General features: G+C 51.5%; 15 protein-coding genes. 7 read left to right on the top strand and 8 right to left on the bottom strand.

Features of this window, described 5'->3' with window-relative positions; translation table 11 throughout:
• Positions 1-497 precede the first annotated feature (497 nt).
• The gene (locus ACJJI6_RS07235) at positions 498-2267 is read left to right on the top strand and encodes a DUF885 domain-containing protein (RefSeq protein WP_475712964.1); all 1770 of its coding nucleotides are present in this window, start codon (positions 498-500) and stop codon (positions 2265-2267) included.
• Positions 2268-2381: 114 nt separating this feature from the next.
• Positions 2382-2717: a hypothetical protein gene (locus tag ACJJI6_RS07230; RefSeq protein WP_475712963.1), complete on the top strand. Its 336-nt coding sequence runs from the start codon at positions 2382-2384 to the stop codon at positions 2715-2717.
• Positions 2718-2848: 131 nt separating this feature from the next.
• On the opposite strand, the gene ACJJI6_RS07225 is transcribed toward ACJJI6_RS07230, so the two are convergent.
• From ACJJI6_RS07225 to ACJJI6_RS07200, 6 genes are all read right to left on the bottom strand, one after another.
• Positions 2849-4012, bottom strand: a complete 1164-nt coding sequence (locus ACJJI6_RS07225; RefSeq protein ID WP_475712962.1) for an acyl-CoA dehydrogenase family protein — start codon at positions 4010-4012, stop codon at positions 2849-2851.
• An 11-nt stretch (positions 4013-4023) separates the two neighbouring features.
• A complete protein-coding gene (locus ACJJI6_RS07220) occupies positions 4024-6048 on the bottom strand; it encodes an acetyl/propionyl/methylcrotonyl-CoA carboxylase subunit alpha (RefSeq protein WP_475712961.1) in 2025 nt (674 codons plus the stop codon).
• Positions 6048-6851, bottom strand: coding sequence for an enoyl-CoA hydratase/isomerase family protein (locus ACJJI6_RS07215; protein WP_475712960.1), 804 nt, complete (start codon positions 6849-6851; stop codon positions 6048-6050). The genes ACJJI6_RS07220 and ACJJI6_RS07215 overlap by 1 nt, the downstream gene beginning before the upstream one ends.
• Before the next feature lie 9 nt (positions 6852-6860).
• Entirely contained in the window at positions 6861-8027 is a 1167-nt protein-coding gene (locus ACJJI6_RS07210; protein WP_444897603.1) for an acyl-CoA dehydrogenase family protein, read from the bottom strand.
• An 81-nt stretch (positions 8028-8108) separates the two neighbouring features.
• Complete coding sequence (locus tag ACJJI6_RS07205; RefSeq protein WP_475712959.1) at positions 8109-9716, bottom strand: acyl-CoA carboxylase subunit beta; 1608 nt, start codon at positions 9714-9716, stop codon at positions 8109-8111.
• Positions 9716-10609 carry an SDR family oxidoreductase gene (locus ACJJI6_RS07200; protein WP_475712958.1) on the bottom strand — a complete coding sequence of 298 codons (894 nt, stop codon included), beginning with the start codon at positions 10607-10609 and terminating at the stop codon, positions 9716-9718. The genes ACJJI6_RS07205 and ACJJI6_RS07200 overlap by 1 nt, the downstream gene beginning before the upstream one ends.
• Before the next feature lie 202 nt (positions 10610-10811).
• Between ACJJI6_RS07200 and ACJJI6_RS07195 the strand changes: the two genes are divergently transcribed.
• Both ACJJI6_RS07195 and ACJJI6_RS07190 read left to right on the top strand, forming a co-directional pair.
• Positions 10812-11456 (top strand): TetR/AcrR family transcriptional regulator, encoded by a 645-nt coding sequence (locus ACJJI6_RS07195; protein WP_475712957.1) that lies wholly within the window; start codon positions 10812-10814, stop codon positions 11454-11456.
• Positions 11457-11639: 183 nt separating this feature from the next.
• Entirely contained in the window at positions 11640-14183 is a 2544-nt protein-coding gene (locus ACJJI6_RS07190) for a hypothetical protein (protein ID WP_475712956.1), read from the top strand.
• Here the strand turns inward: ACJJI6_RS07190 and yciH are convergent.
• On the bottom strand, positions 14180-14503 hold the full coding sequence (yciH, locus tag ACJJI6_RS07185; protein WP_444932961.1) for a stress response translation initiation inhibitor YciH: 324 nt from the start codon (positions 14501-14503) through the stop codon (positions 14180-14182). The genes ACJJI6_RS07190 and yciH overlap by 4 nt on opposite strands.
• Positions 14504-14669: 166 nt before the next feature.
• On the opposite strand from yciH, the gene ACJJI6_RS07180 reads away from it, so the two are divergent.
• Entirely contained in the window at positions 14670-15503 is an 834-nt protein-coding gene (locus ACJJI6_RS07180) for an ion transporter (RefSeq protein ID WP_413665480.1), read from the top strand.
• A 63-nt stretch (positions 15504-15566) separates the two neighbouring features.
• Here the strand turns inward: ACJJI6_RS07180 and ACJJI6_RS07175 are convergent, their stop codons facing one another.
• A complete protein-coding gene (locus tag ACJJI6_RS07175; RefSeq protein WP_282933171.1) occupies positions 15567-16031 on the bottom strand; it encodes a PaaI family thioesterase in 465 nt (154 codons plus the stop codon).
• Positions 16032-16141: 110 nt separating this feature from the next.
• Between ACJJI6_RS07175 and ACJJI6_RS07170 the strand changes: the two genes are divergently transcribed.
• Both ACJJI6_RS07170 and ACJJI6_RS07165 read left to right on the top strand, forming a co-directional pair.
• Positions 16142-17284, top strand: a complete 1143-nt coding sequence (locus ACJJI6_RS07170; protein WP_475712955.1) for a serine hydrolase domain-containing protein — start codon at positions 16142-16144, stop codon at positions 17282-17284.
• On the top strand, positions 17284-17511 hold the full coding sequence (locus ACJJI6_RS07165; RefSeq protein WP_282933169.1) for a SlyX family protein: 228 nt from the start codon (positions 17284-17286) through the stop codon (positions 17509-17511). The genes ACJJI6_RS07170 and ACJJI6_RS07165 overlap by 1 nt, the downstream gene beginning before the upstream one ends.
• The last annotated feature ends 469 nt before the right edge of the window (positions 17512-17980 follow it).

The following is a 17980-nucleotide window of genomic DNA, read 5'->3' as shown; positions in this document are numbered from 1 at the left end:
TTTCATTTCTCTCGCAAAGAAGGCACTGGCCTTTTTTAGGATCTCCTTCTCCATCCGTAACTGCTTAATTTCGCGTCGTAGCCGATTCAATTCTGCACGCTCGCCGGCATCAAGACTTTTTCCGCTCTGAGCTCTCTTATCCAGCGCCACAAGTTGTTGGCAGTGGCTTCAACGGCCTCTGCGGCCTTAGAAGTCGAAAATCCTTATTCAGAGACTAGGGTTACGGCGTCTCTCTTGAACTCCGGCTTGAGCTGTTTGTTGCCATACTTCACCTCGCTTGGTAGTTTTACCATCTTAACGAAGTGTCCATAAGTAATAGATCACTACAAATTATTTACCGTAGTTCTGAGTTTTATCTACTAATGCCTTCGTTTCGCCGATACTTTGTAATTGATATATTGAAACTCAATCCATTCCAGTGCTTATTGTAGAGTAGAGAATTGAGTTCTTCTTCATTGAAACTACTTTAGTTAGTTTTATATTGTGGGATGATCAGAATGATTAATATAAAAAAAGTGGGTTTGGGTATATTGGCTGTCTCATCGGTCCTGATGGGATGCTCTGTTACGGATAACAAAACCAGCATGACGGGTAAAGAGGCCGTGGACGATTCCGAGGTGCTGCATCATTTAGCGGATCAATATGCTGAAATTTATTTAGAGAACTCCCAGCCATACGCTTACTTCTTTGATATCGAGCTGGACAGACATAACCTTTTCTTAAGTAACTCCCCGAATAGCTCTACCGCTCAAGCTTCGTCTGAAGACAAAATACTTAGTAAGCTCGAAGAAATAGACCTAAGCGAACTAAAAAGTGATCACGAGAAGGTATTCTACTTCAAATTAAAAGAAAGGCTTGAATCGAATGTGGGTTTAAGGATTTGTAAAACTGAACTTTGGTCTATTGATCATATGTTTGGCGCCCATAACATACTTGGATTTTTGGTCGAGGTTCAGCCTGTCGAATCTACCCAAGACAAGGCCGATGCGATTGAGCGCTGGCTTGATGCGGCTCGTTACTATGAACAGGAAATAGATAATCTGAGCCGTGGGCTAGAACAAGGTTATTCTGCACCTCAGAGTGTGGTTAAGCGAGTACTTCAGCAAGTTGACGGCTTGATCCAAGTACCTATTGAAGAGCACCCGTTCTTGGGGTTAGCGAAGAAAGCTGAGGACCCTGAGTTCGAGGCTGCATTTAAGCAGGTGCTCTCAGATCACATTATCCCTTCTATGACCAATTACAGGAACTTTCTAGAGTCTACCTATTTGCCAGAAGCCAGAGCTGAGCTAGGCATTCATGCGATTCCAAATGGTCGTGAATGTTATATGGCTCAGTATCGTTCTTATACAACGTTACAAAGGACACCAGAAGAGGTTTTTGAGCTGGGTTTAAGCGCTGTAAATGCTAATAAGAGCGAAGTGATTCACTTAGGTGAGGAATTATACCAAGTAAGTTCATTTGCCGAGGCAGTGGCAAATGCCAGCGAGGATAAAACTCAGAAATTTAACAGCGCTACTGAAATGCATCAATTTTATGAGCGCTTGGTAGATAAGTCTAGAGACTTAACTGTAGACTTTTTCCATGAAATGCCTTTGATTGAAATGGAAGTAAAGGGTATTCCTGAGCATGAGCAGGGCTCAGGCCGTGGTGCACACTATATTCCAGGCAGTAAAGAGCGAAAGGCAAGGTTTGAATACGACCCTACAACCTACAAGGATGAGTCATACGCTTCAGCTGAGAAAATCACGATTCATGAGGGATATCCGGGCCATCATATGCAGATTGCTCTGGTACAGGGGCAAGAGAAGTTCCACAAAATAGAAGATGCCTTATCTAACGCTGCTTTTTCCGAAGGTTGGGGTAGATACTCTGAACATCTAGCCGAAGAAGCGGGAATGTATCAGTACGGAGCTACCAAGATTTTACGACGTGCATGGCCTGCGCGAGGTATGGTAGCGGACACCGCAATGCATGTACTCGGTTGGAGTGATGAGAAAGTAGCACAGTTTTTACAAGATTCTGGTGCTTCATATGCTAAAGACCCCAGAACGTTAATGGATCGAATGGCAGTTATTCCTGCCCAACTTGCCTCCTATGATTCTGGTGCCCTTGAGATTTTCGCCTTACGCGAACTGATGCAAAATGAACTGGGCGAGGACTTCGATATTAAGGACTTCCATGAGATTATTCTAAGAAATGGCAACGTCCCGATGGCCGTACTAAACGAGCAGGTAAGAGAGTTTATTAAGAATAGGAAACAGGGGTAATTACGTTTATTTTGATCTTGGGCTCGTATTATTACGAGCCTGTAATTTATGGCTGGTTTTCAATTCATTTCTAAGTAAGTGATAACATCTCTAAAAGGGGGAATGGAACATGCTATGTTAAATTTTTCTACTATAGTGGTTTCTTCCTTCCCAGTTACGATTTTAATCAGCCAATTAAAGTTATCTGATCTGATTAAGTACCAATTTGAGAGGCACCATGAAAAATGGCTTAGGGATGGAAGTCCGATGGCTTTGTTTTTCAAACCGAGGGGTTCTTCCTTTTATGCCTTTCATGCTGTATGTAACAGGTTGGCTCGAGGGGAGAGGCCGGATTGGATCTTTGGTGATCCTTATGCAGAAATACTCTTTGGGAAAGTGAATTTTTGGGATGAATTTTCTAAATATCACACAATTCTCTTCGCTATCTCTATATTTTTATTCCTCTGGTAGTTATTAAGGTGGTTATAAAGTGGGTAGTTAATTGTTCTCTCAAGAAGTTGCTGCTGCCTGAGTCAAAGTAACTACCCCAAATAAAGCTTCGTAATTATTAATATGAATGTTTTTAGGGGGCCTTACACTTACTAAATCCCCATTTGCCTGGACGCTAGATCCCGCATAATTTCTTCAGATCCGCCACCAATCGCATTCACTCGCACTTCACGATATATACGCTCAACACGGCTGCCGCGCATATAGCCTGCGCCGCCCAACACCTGCATAGCCTCCCGAGCGCAGAACTCAAGGGTTTCTGTGGCTTGGACTTTGAGTAGTGCGATATCCGCTACTTTGAGCTGATGTTGTTGCTCTGCCCAGGCACAGAGGTCCAGATAGGCTTGGGTGGCATTGATGCGTTGAAGCATCTGGGCAAATTTGTGTCGAATCACCTGGTGATTGGCGAGACGCTTTCCGAAAGTCTGGCGCTCCTGGGCCCACTCAATGGCGTCCTGCAAGCAGACCCGGCTGAATTCTACACAGGAAGCGGCAATGCCCAGGCGTTCGCGATTGAAGTTGTGCACTATGGGCAAGAAACCTTGGTTCTCACCGCCAATTAGATTACTCGCGGGGATGCGCACCTGATCAAAAAAGATACTGGCCGTATCAGAACACCACCAGCCCTGCTTTTTATCGAGAAGTTGCCGGCTAACGCCTTCGGCATCCGCAGGGATTAAGAGCAGGGAGATACCGCCGAAGCCTTCCTCGCCAGTGCGCACCGCAGTAGTAAACCAGTTAGCGCGCATACCGCCGGTGATATAGGTCTTTTCGCCGGTAACGATATAGTCATCCCCATCACGCTCTGCGCGGCACTGGAGATTGGCTACATCGGAGCCTGCGCCTGGTTCGGTAACAGCCAGGGAAATATGCTTTTCGCCACGTAATACCGAGGGAATAACCTGATCTTTTAGGGCCTCACTGCCATAGTGCAGTAATGGGGGCAGGGCAATGCCGTGAACCATTAGGCTGGCGTAGAGGCCACCAGCGCCGGGGCGGGCTAACTCCTCTGCGGCAACAATCATATGGAAGACATCGGTTTCGATGCCGCCGTAGTTTTCCGGATAACTCATCTGCAGAAGGCCAACTTCTGCGGCTTTTTTCCAAAGCTCGGCGGGTAGCTGGCCGTCTTCGTCCCATTCAGTAATGTAGGGAGTAATCTCACGGTCGACAAAGCGGCGCAACTGGGTGCGCCATTCCTGATGGCCTTCGTCATAGAAGGGGCTTGCCATACGGGAGGCATCAATATCGTACATGCTGATCTCCTTTAGGAAGTAGCATCGCTGGGGATTTTGGCGGTTTCCGTGGGAGCGGCTTCGATCTGAACTAACAGCTGGCCACCGCGTACCTGGTCTCCTTCACAGGCGCCCAGTTTAATTACGGTACCGTCGCGGTCTGCGCGCAGGGCGTGCTCCATTTTCATGGCTTCCATTAAGGCGATAGTGTCTCCCCGATGAACTCTTTGATTGGGCTCAACCAATACCTGCACCAGGCAACCGTCCATAGGGGCCGTGATGCGGCCACTGCCTTCGTTAAGGCTCGATTTGGCGGGGGCGTGGGTGATATCGACAAAATGAAATTGCCTGCCGTCTAACAGGAGATGCAGATTGCTTTGGTTGGCTAGAAACAGTCTCTTTTGGCTAACGCCATCCAGCAGAAGTTCAGCGCTATAAACTCCAGTTTCTTTTTGTGATTTCTCAAAATGGACCCACTGAATCAGGAACTGCTGGTCGCCTACTGAGATTTGATAAGAATTATCTACTAACGCCAGCAGCTCACAGTTTAGGGTTTGTCCTGCAATTTCCAGTCGGTAGTTGATCGGCACGCTGCTGTCGCCACTGCGCCAGTCACTGCGGCCGCTACGCCGATCCTGAGGGTTGGCTTGGTGCAAGTGATTAAGTAATGCGGCTTGGGCTGCAATTACTGCTGGAATTGGTTCTGCGGATGTCAGCGTGCTGTTTTGGTCGAGAAAACTGGTATCGGCATCGCCAGCGATAAACTGTGATTCGGCCAGGATCTTCTGCAGGAAATGGATATTGTTTTTGGGGCCGATAAATTCCAGCCGGGTTAGGGCCTGAGTTAGCTTGCGCCGAGCTTCTTCTCGATCCTGCCCCCAAGCAATTAATTTGCCGAGCATGGGGTCGTAAAATGGCGTAATTTCGCAACCATTTTTCAAAGCGTGGTCGATACGGATTCCTTGCCCCTTTGGCGCTACCCAGTGGAGTACTTTTCCGGCCTGGGGCAGGAATTGTTGTTCCGGGTCTTCGGCATACAGGCGGACTTCAATGGCGTGCCCCTGCTGGGAGACTTGCTGCTGGGAAACGCATAGGGCTTCGCCGCGTGCTACTGCCAGTTGCCAAGCTACCAGGTCAAAACCGGTTACCATTTCTGTTACCGGGTGCTCTACTTGCAACCGGGTGTTCATTTCCAGGAAATAGAATTCGCCGTTGGGGCAGAGTAGAAACTCTACGGTGCCCGCGCCTAGATAACCGCAGGCTCGCGCGGCGTCGACAGCGGCTTGCCCCATTCTTTCCCGCAGTTGGGTGTCGACCGCTGGGGAAGGGCATTCTTCGACCACTTTTTGATGGCGTCGTTGTACGGAGCAATCCCGCTCCCCCAGGTGAATACAGTTGCCATGACGATCCGCAAACACCTGGATTTCGATATGGCGAGCGTTGACCAGTGCCTTTTCCAGAATTAACTCGTCGCTGCCGAATGCACTCATGGATTCACTTCGGGCAGCGCGCAACTGGGAGGCCAGCTCGTTGTTTTCGTGAGCCAGGCGCATGCCGCGCCCACCACCGCCTGCGGCGGCTTTGATCATTAACGGGAATCCAATGCGCCTCGCCTCGGCGATCAGGGTGTCGTCGTCCTGGGCACCCTGGAAGCCGGGAATACAGGGTACGCCGGCAGCGGCAACAAACTCCTTGGCTTTGCGTTTGTTGCCCATCAGTTCTATGACTTCGGCACTCGGGCCAACAAAACTCAGTCCATTCTCTTCGCAAGCGCTGGCAAATTCCGCATTCTCAGCGAGAAAGCCGTAGCCAGGGTGGACGGCAGTGACTCCGGATTTTTTAGCTGCGGCGAGAATTTTTTGGATATCCAAATAGGACTCCGCCGAAGTCTGCCCGCCAATGGCTACGGCGATATCGGCAGTCTGTGCGTGAAGTGCATCACAGTCCGCATCGCTGTAGACGGCGACTGTGCGATAGCCTTCCGCTCGAGCAGTTCGTATAATTCGCAGTGCGATCTCGCCTCGATTGGCGATTAACAGGGTCTCTGTTGTCGACATCAGTGCTGCCACTCCGGTGATCGTTTTTCCAGAAATGCACGGGCGCCTTCGCGCCCTTCATGGCCTTGAATTGCACGGGAAAACTGCTGCGCAGCGCCGTCGAGCAGTTGGCCGAGGGCAGTCTCATCGCTTACCCGAGCAGCATCCAGCAAGATCTGCTTGGTCGTTGCTAGGGCGCCGGGAGCGCAGGCATTGATCGCGCCCAAGTGTTCCTGCAGCGCGCCTTCGAGGGCTTCGGAATTATCGAGCAACTGGTGGATTAACCCAATTTCCAAGGCCTGCTGTGCATTGACTTTTGCTCCGCTCAGGGCCAGGCGCCGGGCCTGGGAGAGGCCGACTCGCGCCACGACAAAGGGAGCAATTTGTGCAGGCGGTAAACCCAGGCGGGTTTCCGGAAGGGCGAAGCGGCAACTGCGATCGGCAATGGCAATATCGGCACTGCAAGCGAGCCCGAAACCACCGCCCATTACGGCACCTTCCAGTACGGCAATGACTATTAAAGGGGTGCGATTAAATCGCTCCATCAATTCACCGAAACGACGGTTTAGGTGAAAAAACACATCACTATTTCCATCGCTCGCGCCCTGCTGAGCATTGAGCATATCGGCAATATCGCCACCGGCGCAGAAGTTGTGTTCTGCACCCCGCAGTACCAACGCTCGCACCTGCGGATCTTCTTCCGCTTCTGAGAGTTTTTGCAGAAGCTCATCTACCATTTGCAAACTGATGGCGTTGCGCTGTTGCGGGCGATTTAGAGTGAGATGGCGGGCGATGCCGATGGTTTCATCAATAATTGTCTCCATGGCCTGACCTCACGCGGTGGGTTTGCGTTTGCTGGGCAGTATGCCCATCAGCTTACAGATAATGCCGAGCATTACTTCATCTGCACCGCCGCCGATAGCGGTGAGACGGCTATCCCGGTAAGCGCGGTTGATTACAGTCTCCTCGATATAGCCCATGCCACCCCAGAACTGCAGGCACTGATCGGGAATAGAGCGGGACAGGCGACCAGCCTTGAGCTTGGCCATTGAAGCAAGGGTAGTGACATCTTCACCTGCCACATAAGCTTCCACCGCGCGCCAGGTTAGAGAGCGCAGGCATTCCACTTCGGTCTGCATTTCTGCGAGGGCAAAGTGGATAGTTTGATTGTCGATCAATGGTGCTTTAAAGGCATGGCGTTCGCGCACATAGTCGATGGTGCTGGTTACACAGTGCTCCAGGCCTTTTAAGTTCAGCGCGGCGCCTGCGAGGCGTTCTTCCTGGAACTGAAGCATCTGCAACAGGAATCCGGCACCTTCATCGCCGATACGGAAATGTTTGGGCACCCGTACATTGTCAAAAAAGATGGGAGCGGTTTCCGATGAGCGCATGCCTAATTTGTCGAGTTTTTCGCCGATGCGTACACCAGGCGTTTTCGCCGGAATAATGACCAGGGATTTGTTGCTGTGAGCTTTGCCCTCACTGGTATTGACCAGGGTGCAGAAAAAATCGGCGCAAGGGGCGTTGGTGATCCACATCTTGCTGCCGTTAATCACATAGTCGTCGCCATCGCTCTTGGCGGTGGTCTTAATCGAAGCAACATCGGAACCGGCGCCGGGTTCGGAAACGGCAATTGCACCGATCATCTCGCCACTCACAGCGGGAATCAGGAACTGTTCTTTCAAATCCTGGCTGCCAAAATTAGCCAGGGCCGGGGTGCACATGGAGGTTTGTACTGAAATTGACAGGGGTACACCACCACAGTGAGCGCTGCCCAGCTCTTCCAGGAAAACGGTTTCGTAACTGAAGTCGAGACCCAGACCACCGAAGTCCGTGGACTTGCTGATGCCCAGCAGGCCCAGGCTGGCCAGTTGTTGGAAAATTTCGTGGATAGGAAAGCGGCCGGCCTTTTCCCATTCCGCCACATTGGGATTGATTTCCTGCTGTACAAAGTTTTGTACAGTGCGCTGCAGTTCCCGGTGTTGATCGCTAAATATCATTATTGTTTTCCCTGCCTTGAAGTGTGAACCCGGTGATTGTGTTAATGGGCAACCGCACTTCCTTGTTGCCCCGGTTTTTCATTAGAGCCTAGCTACGCCAAAGGTATTTTTATTGAGTTTTCTCTGTTCGGCCTCATTGCAAATTTCTAGCAACATGCCTAAAAGTTTGCGTGTATCGCGGGGATCGATAATGCCGTCATCCCAGAGGCGTGCACTGCAGGCGAGAGCATCGGAATTGCCATGCATAAATGCGCTGGTGTCATTTTCCAATTTGTCCAATACAGTCTCATCCACATTGCCACTGCGTTGCATTTTTTGCTCTGTGACGATACGCATTACCTTGCCGGCCTGGGCTGCGCCCATAACTGCGGTGCGGGAATTGGGCCAGGCAAAAATAAAGCGGGGATCGAATCCGCGACCGCACATGGCGTAGTTGCCGGCCCCATAGGAACCGCCCACGACAATACTGAGTTTTGGTACGCTGGCATTGGCCACGGCCTGAATCATTTTGGCCCCGTGCTTGATGATGCCGTTGCGCTCCACCTCGGTACCCACCATAAAGCCGGTGGTGTTATGTAAAAACAGCAGTGGCGTGCCACTCTGTTCGCACAACTGAATAAACTGCGCGGTCTTGTTGGCGCCCTTGGGGGTGATGGGGCCATTATTCCCAATAATTCCCACAGGGAAGCCTTCGATACGAATATGGCCACATACGGTTTGTCGATCGAATTCCGGCTTGAAATCCAGCATGGCAGAGCCGTCGGCGATACGAGCGAGAATTTCGCGCACGTCGTAGGGCTTTTTACTGTCTGCTGGAATCAGGCCGAGTAGGTCGTCGATAGGGTGTAATGGGTCTCGGTAGTCTTTTTGTACTGAGCTTTTAATGGGTGAGGGTAGGGCGGCAATAATTTCCCTCGCTATGCGGATACCATCGGCGTCGTTCTCAGCTAAGTAATCGCCACTGCCGGATTCGGTACAGTGCATTTCCGCTCCGCCGAGGCTTTCCGCATCGGCAATTTCACCGGTGGCTGCTTTCAGTAGCGGCGGCCCAGCCAGATACATACCGGTTTGCCCGCGTACCATGACCACATAATCTGACAGGCCTGGCTGGTAAGCACCGCCGGCAGTAGCGCCGCCATGTACCACAGTTACTTGCGGAATACCGGCAGCGGACATTCGAGCCTGGTTAGCAAATCCGCGTCCACCGGGAGCGAAAGTGTCGCTGGCATACATCAGGTTGGCACCACCACTTTGTGCCAGGGCGACAATCGGCAAATGATTCTCCAGAGCGATCCTCTGCATTCGCAGGGCTTTATCCATCCCGGCTGGTGAGATGGTGCCACCTTTTACGGCATAGTTATCCACCCGTACCATGCAACGTTGTCCGCTGACCTGGCCAATGCCACAAATGGCTCCGCCACCCGCACCGGTACCATCCTGGTCGTCAAAAAGTTTATAGCCGGCAAGGGAGCACAGCTCAACAAAAGGTGCGCCGGGGTCGAGCAATAAATTAAGGCGCTCCCTTGGCAGCAGCCAGCCCCTGTCACGATAGCGCGCAGCCTTACTTTTCTCTGCCTGTACCGGACGTTGCTCAGCTTCACGAAAATGGTTGATCTGTTCCAGCATGGCAGCTTGGTTGTCATTGAACTCTGCCGAGCGGTTGTTGAGCTGGGAATCAATCGGCTGCATTAGAGCTTGCCCTCCGCTTCCAATTCTTCCACTACCTGCGGCCGGCGTTTGCGATGGAATCCGTTGAAGCGTTTAGTGTTACGGGCCGCCTGTGGCTGCCAAAGGGGAGAGTGATGTTTGAGACTCGAGCCACCATCGATACGCAGTGTTTGTCCGGTGATATAGCTGGCGGCATCGGAAAGCAGGAAGCACACGGCCCCACTAATTTCCGCTTCCTCTCCCAATCGATAGAGGGGAATACTGTCTCGGAAGCCCGGTAATAGCTCGCGCAGGAATTTGGGGTCGTAAGTATCAAAACCGCTGGATAGAATATAACCTGGCGCCACGGCGTTGACTCGAACCCCAAATGGCGCCCACTCTAATGCGGAGGTTTCGGTAATATTTTCCATGCCTGCTCGAGCGGCACCGGAATGCCCCATCATTGGCATACCGCCTGCGTTATCTGCGGTGATATTTACGATATTGCCGCCGTGCTGTTTCATAGATTGAACAAAAACTTCTCGGGACATTAAAAAGCCACCGAGCAGGTTGCTGCGTACAACAGCATCGAACCCTTTTGTGTTGATCTGCTCAAGGGGGGAGGGGAACTGGCCACCGGCATTGTTCACTAATCCGTGAATTTGGCCCCGGGCCTGGACTATTTGCCCCACTGTCTCCTGCACTCCTTCTTCATCGCGAATGTCCAGGCTGAATAAGCTGCACTCGCCAGCATCGTTGTGGATCTCGCCGGCAACCCTTTCCAGCTTGTCCAGTTTGCGCCCGATCAATACTACATGGGCGCCGAGGCTGGCCAGTTCGTGGGCAATGCAGCGTCCAATACCGCTGCCGCCACCGGTGACGATATAGGTTTGCTCGCTAAAGCTGCCGGAGCGCAGCTGGCTTTGATAGCGCATGAAAGTTTCCTTTTTTACGGCCTTACGGCTAATTCAGTTTTTATTGTTCTTGTCGGCGCTTGCGCCTGCGTGTGGGAAAACGCAGAATGGCTTAACGCTACCAAGCAAGCGCTTGGTATTCAATACTTGGCGCCTATTTGATTAAAAATTCTCAGGGCCGTTAAGATGTTTGACTCAAATTGACCAATATGGGGAGTGGTTCGTGATTGAAAGTGGGCAGGATTTTGTGAGAGTTCCCGAAGAGTTATCGCCGCAGCAGCTGGTAGGTGCTTTGGTGGCAGAGGGAGTGCTAACTGATCCTGAATCTGCCCGTGGACGCTTGCTGAATGCTGCAGCGCGGTTGTTTGAGCAAAAAGGGTTCGCCCGGACAACAGTGCGGGATCTCGCTGCGGAAGTGGGTATTTTGTCTGGCAGTATTTTTCATCATTTCTCTAGTAAGGAGCAGATTCTCTGCGAAGTAATGCGGGAGGTGACGATATTTGCCGGTGCGCGAATGCGAACCGCGGCGGAACAGAGTCGAACACCGCAAGAGAGGCTTCAGGCCTGTATTCAGTGTGAATTAGAGGCTATTCATGGGTTGGCAGTACCGGGTTTTTCTATCCTGGTGGTGGAATGGAGAAGCCTATCCGAAGAGAGTCAGCAGGAGGTTTTACGCCTAAGGGAGGAGTATGAGCAGATATGGCTGGACGCTATTAAGGCCGCCGAGTGTCCCGGTGGTGATCCCGCTCTGGTAAGGCGTTTGCTGGTCGGTGCCTTGAGTCACACATACAGTTGGTATAAGCCGAGAGATAAGGGGTTGTCTATTCCAGATCTGGCGGCGCGTGTTCTAGCGATATTCACTCCCTGATTTCTTCCTAAATTGGCAAAGCGTGCCAGAAAAACTGTGAACTTTGCCTTCTTTCCTGCCATTTTTGTTTTTGAACTGGCTTGGTGAGAACTGGTGCGCAACTGATTTTCTCTGAATCTTTTACTCTCCGCGCAAGATGTAATAAATGTGACAATTTGCGTCACTTGGTGACAGGAGAGGGAGATGGCGGGCCAGGATTTGTACCAGGTGGTTTCCACGGGAAGGACACTTCACGCCAAAGAACCGGGTCCGGTTATCCGGGATGTGGCGAAGTTGTTCTCTATCTCGGAGCCCCAGGCGCGCAGGCTGCTACTAAAAGGCTGGGTAATTAAAGATCGGTTGGTTTCTGACCAGGCGCTGGAGTTTCGCACCAGTCTGCAGAAAATTGGCCTGCGAGTGGAGGTTTGTCCGGCGGGACGATTTGATAACCGCGAGCTGATTGCAAAGATAAAAGTCGCCCAGCGGCGCAAGGCCCAGGTCAATGCTGCATCGGTGGATGCGCCGGATAAGTCGTGCGCTGGTACTGACCCTTTTGTTCCTGTTAGCCAGAAAACTCTCGAAGCAGACGAGCCCCAGAAAGTCGTTTCATCCACTCCTGCCGCAGGCAATCCAGTAATAAAGCCGGAAGGCTCCCGGGATTCGGTTGAGTGGTATTTATCTGATGCAGGCCGATTACAGGCTGACAGTGTCACCAGTCAGGGAAAGGCAGTTTGGGGAGTGGTCAAAGCAGTAATCGTGCCTTCAATATTCTGGTTGGTACTGTTCGCTTGTGTTTTCTCCAGTGGATATGCTCTATGGCAAATCCCTATGGCTGTTTGGCAGGGAGAACTTACTTGGGTGGGGGTGTCGCTGAGTATTTTAACCGTACTTCTCGCCCTGCTTGTTGGTCTGCTGTTTGTCTGGCCATTTTTCTGCTTATCCTCCCGTTTGCGAGATTCATCGGAGCCCCGTCAGCTGTTGCCCTCTGAAGGTAAGGAGGCCTTGAAGTTAATTAATTCATTGGTCGATAAGTTAGGGCTGCCAAAGATCAGCCAGGTCTTTGTAAGTGCAGACTCCCATATTCTGTCCCAACCGGGATTTCTCCAGGTTTTTAGGCAGAATTTACCACTTACGGTAGGGCTTGCCAGCGTCGCCTCATTGGACGGAAAGGAGGTCCTGGCACTCGTGGGTAGGGGGCTCGCCTTCTATCGCGGCCGTTTGCTCGGCGCACTTGGTTGGTTAACTTACGGCACTGTACAGCGATTGGAACTGATGCAGTGGGCTTTTGAAAATGAGCGCAGTGTTGTTAGCCCGGAGAATGCCCCCGGACCACTGGCCGCGCCATTTCACCGTATGCTAGTGACTGGTGGATATATTTTGCTCCCTATCTTGCAGCGCCTGGAGGCACTGCATTGCCGCTTAACCGCAGGCAGCGCCGTAATGCTACAGGAGAGGGCTGACGGTGTTGCGGCGCAGATAATAGGTAGTGATGCGTTGGCAGACTTCGCCAGGAAGTGGCACCGGTTAGTGCACGCAGATCTTTTAGTGGCAGAAATTAATCGCGAAGCCCAGGCGCTGGGACGCAGTTGTGCAAATATTCCCGATGCCGTCCGCTGGATGCAGGAGAACCTGGATGTTGATACCTGCGATGTGGTTGAGGCTGCTATGACACAGGCCAGGGACCCCTGGGATATTCAGCAGGCGATCGACAGTGAATGTGTAACGGTGTTGATTGAGCGGGAATTTGTGGGGCAGGTTAGATCTGCGATACCCCTGCAATCCATGTTTGTGGACTTTGCCGGGCTGGCAACCGCTGTGACGTCTGAAGTTGTTGGCAAAGACTGTGAGATGGTCGAAAACCGACTTTTACTGAGTTCAAGTAAGGAGTCAGAGGAGTCTGCTGAGGTACTGGACGAGTATTTCAATCGCCTGGCGCCCTTGACCCTGATGCCTCTGCGCAGGCCATCCTCTGCGGAAATGCAGGCGCTGGATCTGCAGGGCACTATCGATTGGCTGCGCAGTAAACTGGTGGAGTTGCGTGATTTGCGTGGACGCCGGGAGGACTTGCAGATCAGGGTTTTTACAATGCAGCTGGGAGCGGCGCTGATACGCGGCAAAATCCCTTTTACCGCTGAAGACTTTTGCTTGAAGGGGGCCAGCCTTGCAGGAGCTCAAGAGCAGATCGCTGTTAAGCGCGCTGAACTGGAGGAGTCACACAAGCAATTACAGCAGATTTATGGTGTTTTCTATCAGCGCCTGTGTCTATCCCTGGTAACTATGCCCACGGATCAGCGCCAGACAGCCAGGAACCAGCTGCGCCATTTGGCCGCCTACGATAGCTTGGCACCACATCTGGATCGGCTCGCCGGTTATAGCCACTCGCTGGCAATATTTGCCCAGCACCTATCACCAGAGTTGAATGAAAGGGAACTGCTGCAAAAATATACGGCGCTGTCTTTGCGGGAGATAGATGCCATAGTAGCGGCAGTGGAGAGTTCGGCTCTATTAAAAGAGCAAGGCGTGGCGGCGGCAATAAATTTGAAAGCTCAGGGGGAGCCTTTCAGGCAGCTGCCACAAGGGCGACAGGAAGTGCTGGATTCTCTGCAGGTTATGGAATCGCGTTGCAAACACATTCGCGCTGCGATTCTGGAGCACTATCATATCCAGCTAGCCGCCTTGCTGAGTCAGTGTTTGGAGCGGGAAAAGCAGTTGCAGTTAAAGCCACTGCGACTGCTTAAGGCCGGCTAACCGCCGGCCAGTTTTACCGTGTGGTTGCGAGATTCCAGGAATGTTTTGATCTCAGTACGCTTGTCACCCTGAATCTCAATCACCCCATCTTTGAGGGCGCCACCGCAGCCACAGCGCTTCTTGAGCTCTGCCAGGAGCAGCTTGAGTTCGCTGTCAGTGCCTGGTAGCCCGCGTACGCAAGTCACCCCTTTTCCTTTGCGGCCCTTGGTTTCCCTTTGGATTCGAACTATGCCATCTCCATCACGGCGCTTCTCTGTCCTGGATTCCTCTTTAATTCGACCGAGGTCAGTTGAATAGACGAGACGATTCTCCTTAGCCATAGCTGGGAATACTCCGTTGGTATTTGCTGAAAATGCCGGGAATTGTGCCCGAGGTGCGCAGGATATCAAAGCCGCTGTAAACGATGTTGAAAATGGGGCGACCCCTGGGGCTTGAGAGGTTAGAATTTTGCCGCAATATGAAACAGCAGCGTAGTTGAGGTGATAGATGGCGTTGACGGGACGTCGCAAACTGCTCAATGAGGTAATTTTCGGAACCGAGACCCGGGCAGGGCGGAATTTTGATGTTTTTTTGATCTGGGCGATCCTGATCAGCGTGGGTTTGGTGCTCCTGACCTCCATAGGTACGGTGCGCGACCGCTATGAGCACTTACTCATCGGCCTGGAATGGGTATTTACTGGTCTCTTCACCATTGAATATATCGCCCGGATATATTGCACGGTGAATCGCCGCAAATATATTTTCAGTTTCTATGGGATTGTGGACCTGCTCGCAATTCTTCCCAGTTACTTGGCGCTTCTCTATACCGGCGCCACTTATCTTTTGGTGATTCGCCTGTTGCGGGTGCTGCGGATCTTCCGAATCCTGAAGTTGGTTCGCTACTTACGTGATGCCAACGTCTTGTTGCGAGCCCTCGGGCTGGCCCGGCGCAAAATCCTGGTCTTTTACTCCAGTGTTTTGGTTATGTGCATTATTTTTGGTTCCCTGATGTTTGTGGTGGAGGGGCCAGGCCACGGATTTACCAGTATTCCCACGAGTGTTTATTGGGCCATTGTGACCATCACAACCGTTGGTTATGGCGATATCTCTCCGCAAACGCCATTGGGGCAGGGCATTGCTGCAATGACCATGCTGATTGGTTACTCAATTATTGCAGTGCCTACCGGCATTCTAACGGCGGAATTGGCTGGAGAAATGCATCGGGAGCGAGTGCAACAGCGCTGTGATAACTGCAGCCGTAGTGCCCATGACCCAGATGCGGAATACTGCAAATTCTGTGGCCATCGCCTGGAGGATATGGAAGAGAGCGAAGCGCTGTAAGTTATTCGCACTTTGTCACTGCCGGCCAAAACAGGGCCGGCAGCCATTTATTAGCTTATGGTTTTACCATTCATCAGGGACGCGGACTGCTATGACTTCTGCCTTGGCGCAGAGGCGTCCATTGCTGGTGAGATTGCAGTGCAGAACAGTTTTCTTGGAGGAGCGCTGAACAATAGTGGCTTCGAGAATGACCGGCTTATCGATGGCAGCCGGTGCCAGATAGCTAATATCCAGTTTGCCGGTGGCATACCAGATCTTGTCACCAGTGCCGACAGCTCGTCCGGCTTGCAGGTAGCCATCGGCGATGGCTGTGCATACGGTATGGCAGTCGATAACCGTAGCGATAATTCCACCGTTTAAATATTGAGCAGGTCCGGCATTGTGATGGGAGCTGGGAAGGAACTCGCAGCGGGTTTGATCCTTCTCGGTCCAGTAGCTTTTAATACGCAGGCCCTGGTCATTGTCTGGGCCACAGCCGAAGCAATGATTGCCCTGGATCTGATCTTGAATTGCGCTTTCCTGAGTCATATTTATCCCTCGCTATGAGCGCGCAATACTACCGATTTGCGCCGCAGAGTGGAAGAAACTACCCTTGCGGGCTTGCAACAGAGTTATCCGAATTATCTGGACGTAAATACATGGACATATACGGCTTTTGTGCCCCTGGTTTAGAGGCTCTTTACGATGCTTTTGCCAGAAATTTTCGCGAGTGCGGTGATACAGGAGCGGCCTTTGCCGTGCGCCAGCACGGAGAATTAATCTGTTCCTTATGGGCGGGAAGTGCAGATCGGGGTGCAGAGAGGCCATTTACTGAAGATACATTGGCCAATGTCTTCTCGTCTTCCAAAGGGGTTCTTGCAGTTTTGGCGATGCAGCAAGTTGCCGCAGGCAAACTGGATTTGGATCGCCCGGTAGCGGATTACTGGCCTAAATTTGCCCCAGGCAAAGAAACTGTCACCGCACGCCAATTGCTGTGCCACCGCAGCGGACTTGTCGCTTTCCGTGAGCGGGTAAAAGACAGTTTGATTTACGATTGGCAGGCGGCTTGCGACCAGGTGGCTGGCAGCGAGCCTTGGTGGAAGCCCGGAAGTGCACAGGGTTACGCCCCATTTTTATACGGCTGGAGCTTGGGTGGATTAATTGAAAGGGTTGCCGAAAAACCCTTGTTGGAACTTTATCGGGAATTGCTAGCCAAACCCCTCAATCTTGATGGGGGCTTTGGGGCAAACGGACACCTCTCGCAGAGAATTGCCGATGTCAGCCCGCTGAAACAACCCTTACCAGAGCTTCGGGAAAATGCCATTGGCCGCGCCATAAAAGAAGACCGCAAAGGGCCTGTTGCGATGGCATTTAGCAACCCGGTGAGCTTGATGATGGGTACCAATAGCTCCGAGTGGCGTGGTGCTTTAATTCCTGCAGCCAATGGCCACTTTAGTGCGAGAGACCTGGCAGCGGTTTACGGTGAACTCACCTGTGACGAGCCGACTATTTTGCCCAAGCGGTTGATAGATGAAGCGGCAAAGGAGCAGAGTCATGGCCGCGATAAAGTATTGCAAGCTGAGGTGAGTTTTGGTTGTGGTTTTATTCGCAGCAGTTCCGCTGCGGACTTGCGCTTTGGGGGTAGCCAGGGCTTTGGACATCCGGGAGCGGGTGGTAGTGTCGGCTTTGCTGATCCGGAAAGAGGGCTGGGATTCGGATACGTGACAACTCGTTTGGGGCAGAGCTTATTTATGGATCGTCGAGCGGTCGGTCTGGTAGATGTTCTTTACGGGTTGTTGTGATGACTGAAGAAATAAAGGCTCTGGTAGAGCGGGTCGATGAACTGGAGAGCCGTTTGGCTTTTCAGGAAGACACTATAAGCCAATTAAATGATGTGATTACTCGTCAGGATACGGATATTCGCACTCTACTCGCACATATGCGCGAGTTGGGCGAAAAGTATCGGACGATTGCTTTTGAGATGCAGGGGGCCGGCAAGCCGCTGGATGAAAAACCTCCGCATTACTAATTCAGTGGTTACAAAAGGGTTTTTATAGAAGTCCACAGGGGCTGGCACGAAAATTTTTTTTGTTACTAAGTGACAGACATAGAGGTATTCGCTGCCTCTTGGGGGTGACTTTAAAAACAAAAGCGTCTAAAAAAATTGCCTCAGTGGAGCGTGAGGCTATTGACAAACTTTTCCACATACGCAGTTGGTAAAATTTGCCATCAAACAAGAAGATATCCACCGCTATTTGACGTCAAGGCAGATTTCTAACTTGTTGTTTTTAAAAGGAAAACTGAAGAGTTTAAAAAATGTGCAAAACGCTGTAGGCGAGAGTTTACGCCGGCTGGCGCCATGGATAGCTTATTAGTGCACAGTTTTATCCACAGATTTTGTGGAAGACCGGGAAGCTGATCACTTCTTGCTCGCTACTTTGTCCGTCATTGGTACGTAGTTATGAATAGTTAGTACGTAATGGGGACTAGTCAGTAGA

It is taken from the genome of Microbulbifer maximicatervae (SeqCode) (genome assembly GCF_056232625.1).
This window is presented reverse-complemented; position numbering and strand designations above follow the sequence as displayed.

Bases quoted from the DNA above. Each gene is read 5' to 3' on its own strand.
- ACJJI6_RS07235 (WP_475712964.1), top strand. From the start codon at position 498: ATGATTAATATAAAAAAAGTGGGTTTGGGTATATTGGCTGTCTCATCG.
- ACJJI6_RS07205 (WP_475712959.1), bottom strand. From the start codon at position 9,716: ATGCAGCCGATTGATTCCCAGCTCAACAACCGCTCGGCAGAGTTCAAT.
- ACJJI6_RS07180 (WP_413665480.1), top strand. From the start codon at position 14,670: ATGGCGTTGACGGGACGTCGCAAACTGCTCAATGAGGTAATTTTCGGA.
- ACJJI6_RS07230 (WP_475712963.1), top strand. From the start codon at position 2,382: ATGTTAAATTTTTCTACTATAGTGGTTTCTTCCTTCCCAGTTACGATT.
- ACJJI6_RS07225 (WP_475712962.1), bottom strand. From the start codon at position 4,012: ATGTACGATATTGATGCCTCCCGTATGGCAAGCCCCTTCTATGACGAA.
- ACJJI6_RS07220 (WP_475712961.1), bottom strand. From the start codon at position 6,048: ATGTCGACAACAGAGACCCTGTTAATCGCCAATCGAGGCGAGATCGCA.
- ACJJI6_RS07190 (WP_475712956.1), top strand. From the start codon at position 11,640: ATGGCGGGCCAGGATTTGTACCAGGTGGTTTCCACGGGAAGGACACTT.
- ACJJI6_RS07175 (WP_282933171.1), bottom strand. From the start codon at position 16,031: ATGACTCAGGAAAGCGCAATTCAAGATCAGATCCAGGGCAATCATTGC.
- ACJJI6_RS07170 (WP_475712955.1), top strand. From the start codon at position 16,142: ATGGACATATACGGCTTTTGTGCCCCTGGTTTAGAGGCTCTTTACGAT.
- ACJJI6_RS07165 (WP_282933169.1), top strand. From the start codon at position 17,284: ATGACTGAAGAAATAAAGGCTCTGGTAGAGCGGGTCGATGAACTGGAG.
- ACJJI6_RS07200 (WP_475712958.1), bottom strand. From the start codon at position 10,609: ATGCGCTATCAAAGCCAGCTGCGCTCCGGCAGCTTTAGCGAGCAAACC.
- yciH (WP_444932961.1), bottom strand. From the start codon at position 14,503: ATGGCTAAGGAGAATCGTCTCGTCTATTCAACTGACCTCGGTCGAATT.
- ACJJI6_RS07215 (WP_475712960.1), bottom strand. From the start codon at position 6,851: ATGGAGACAATTATTGATGAAACCATCGGCATCGCCCGCCATCTCACT.
- ACJJI6_RS07210 (WP_444897603.1), bottom strand. From the start codon at position 8,027: ATGATATTTAGCGATCAACACCGGGAACTGCAGCGCACTGTACAAAAC.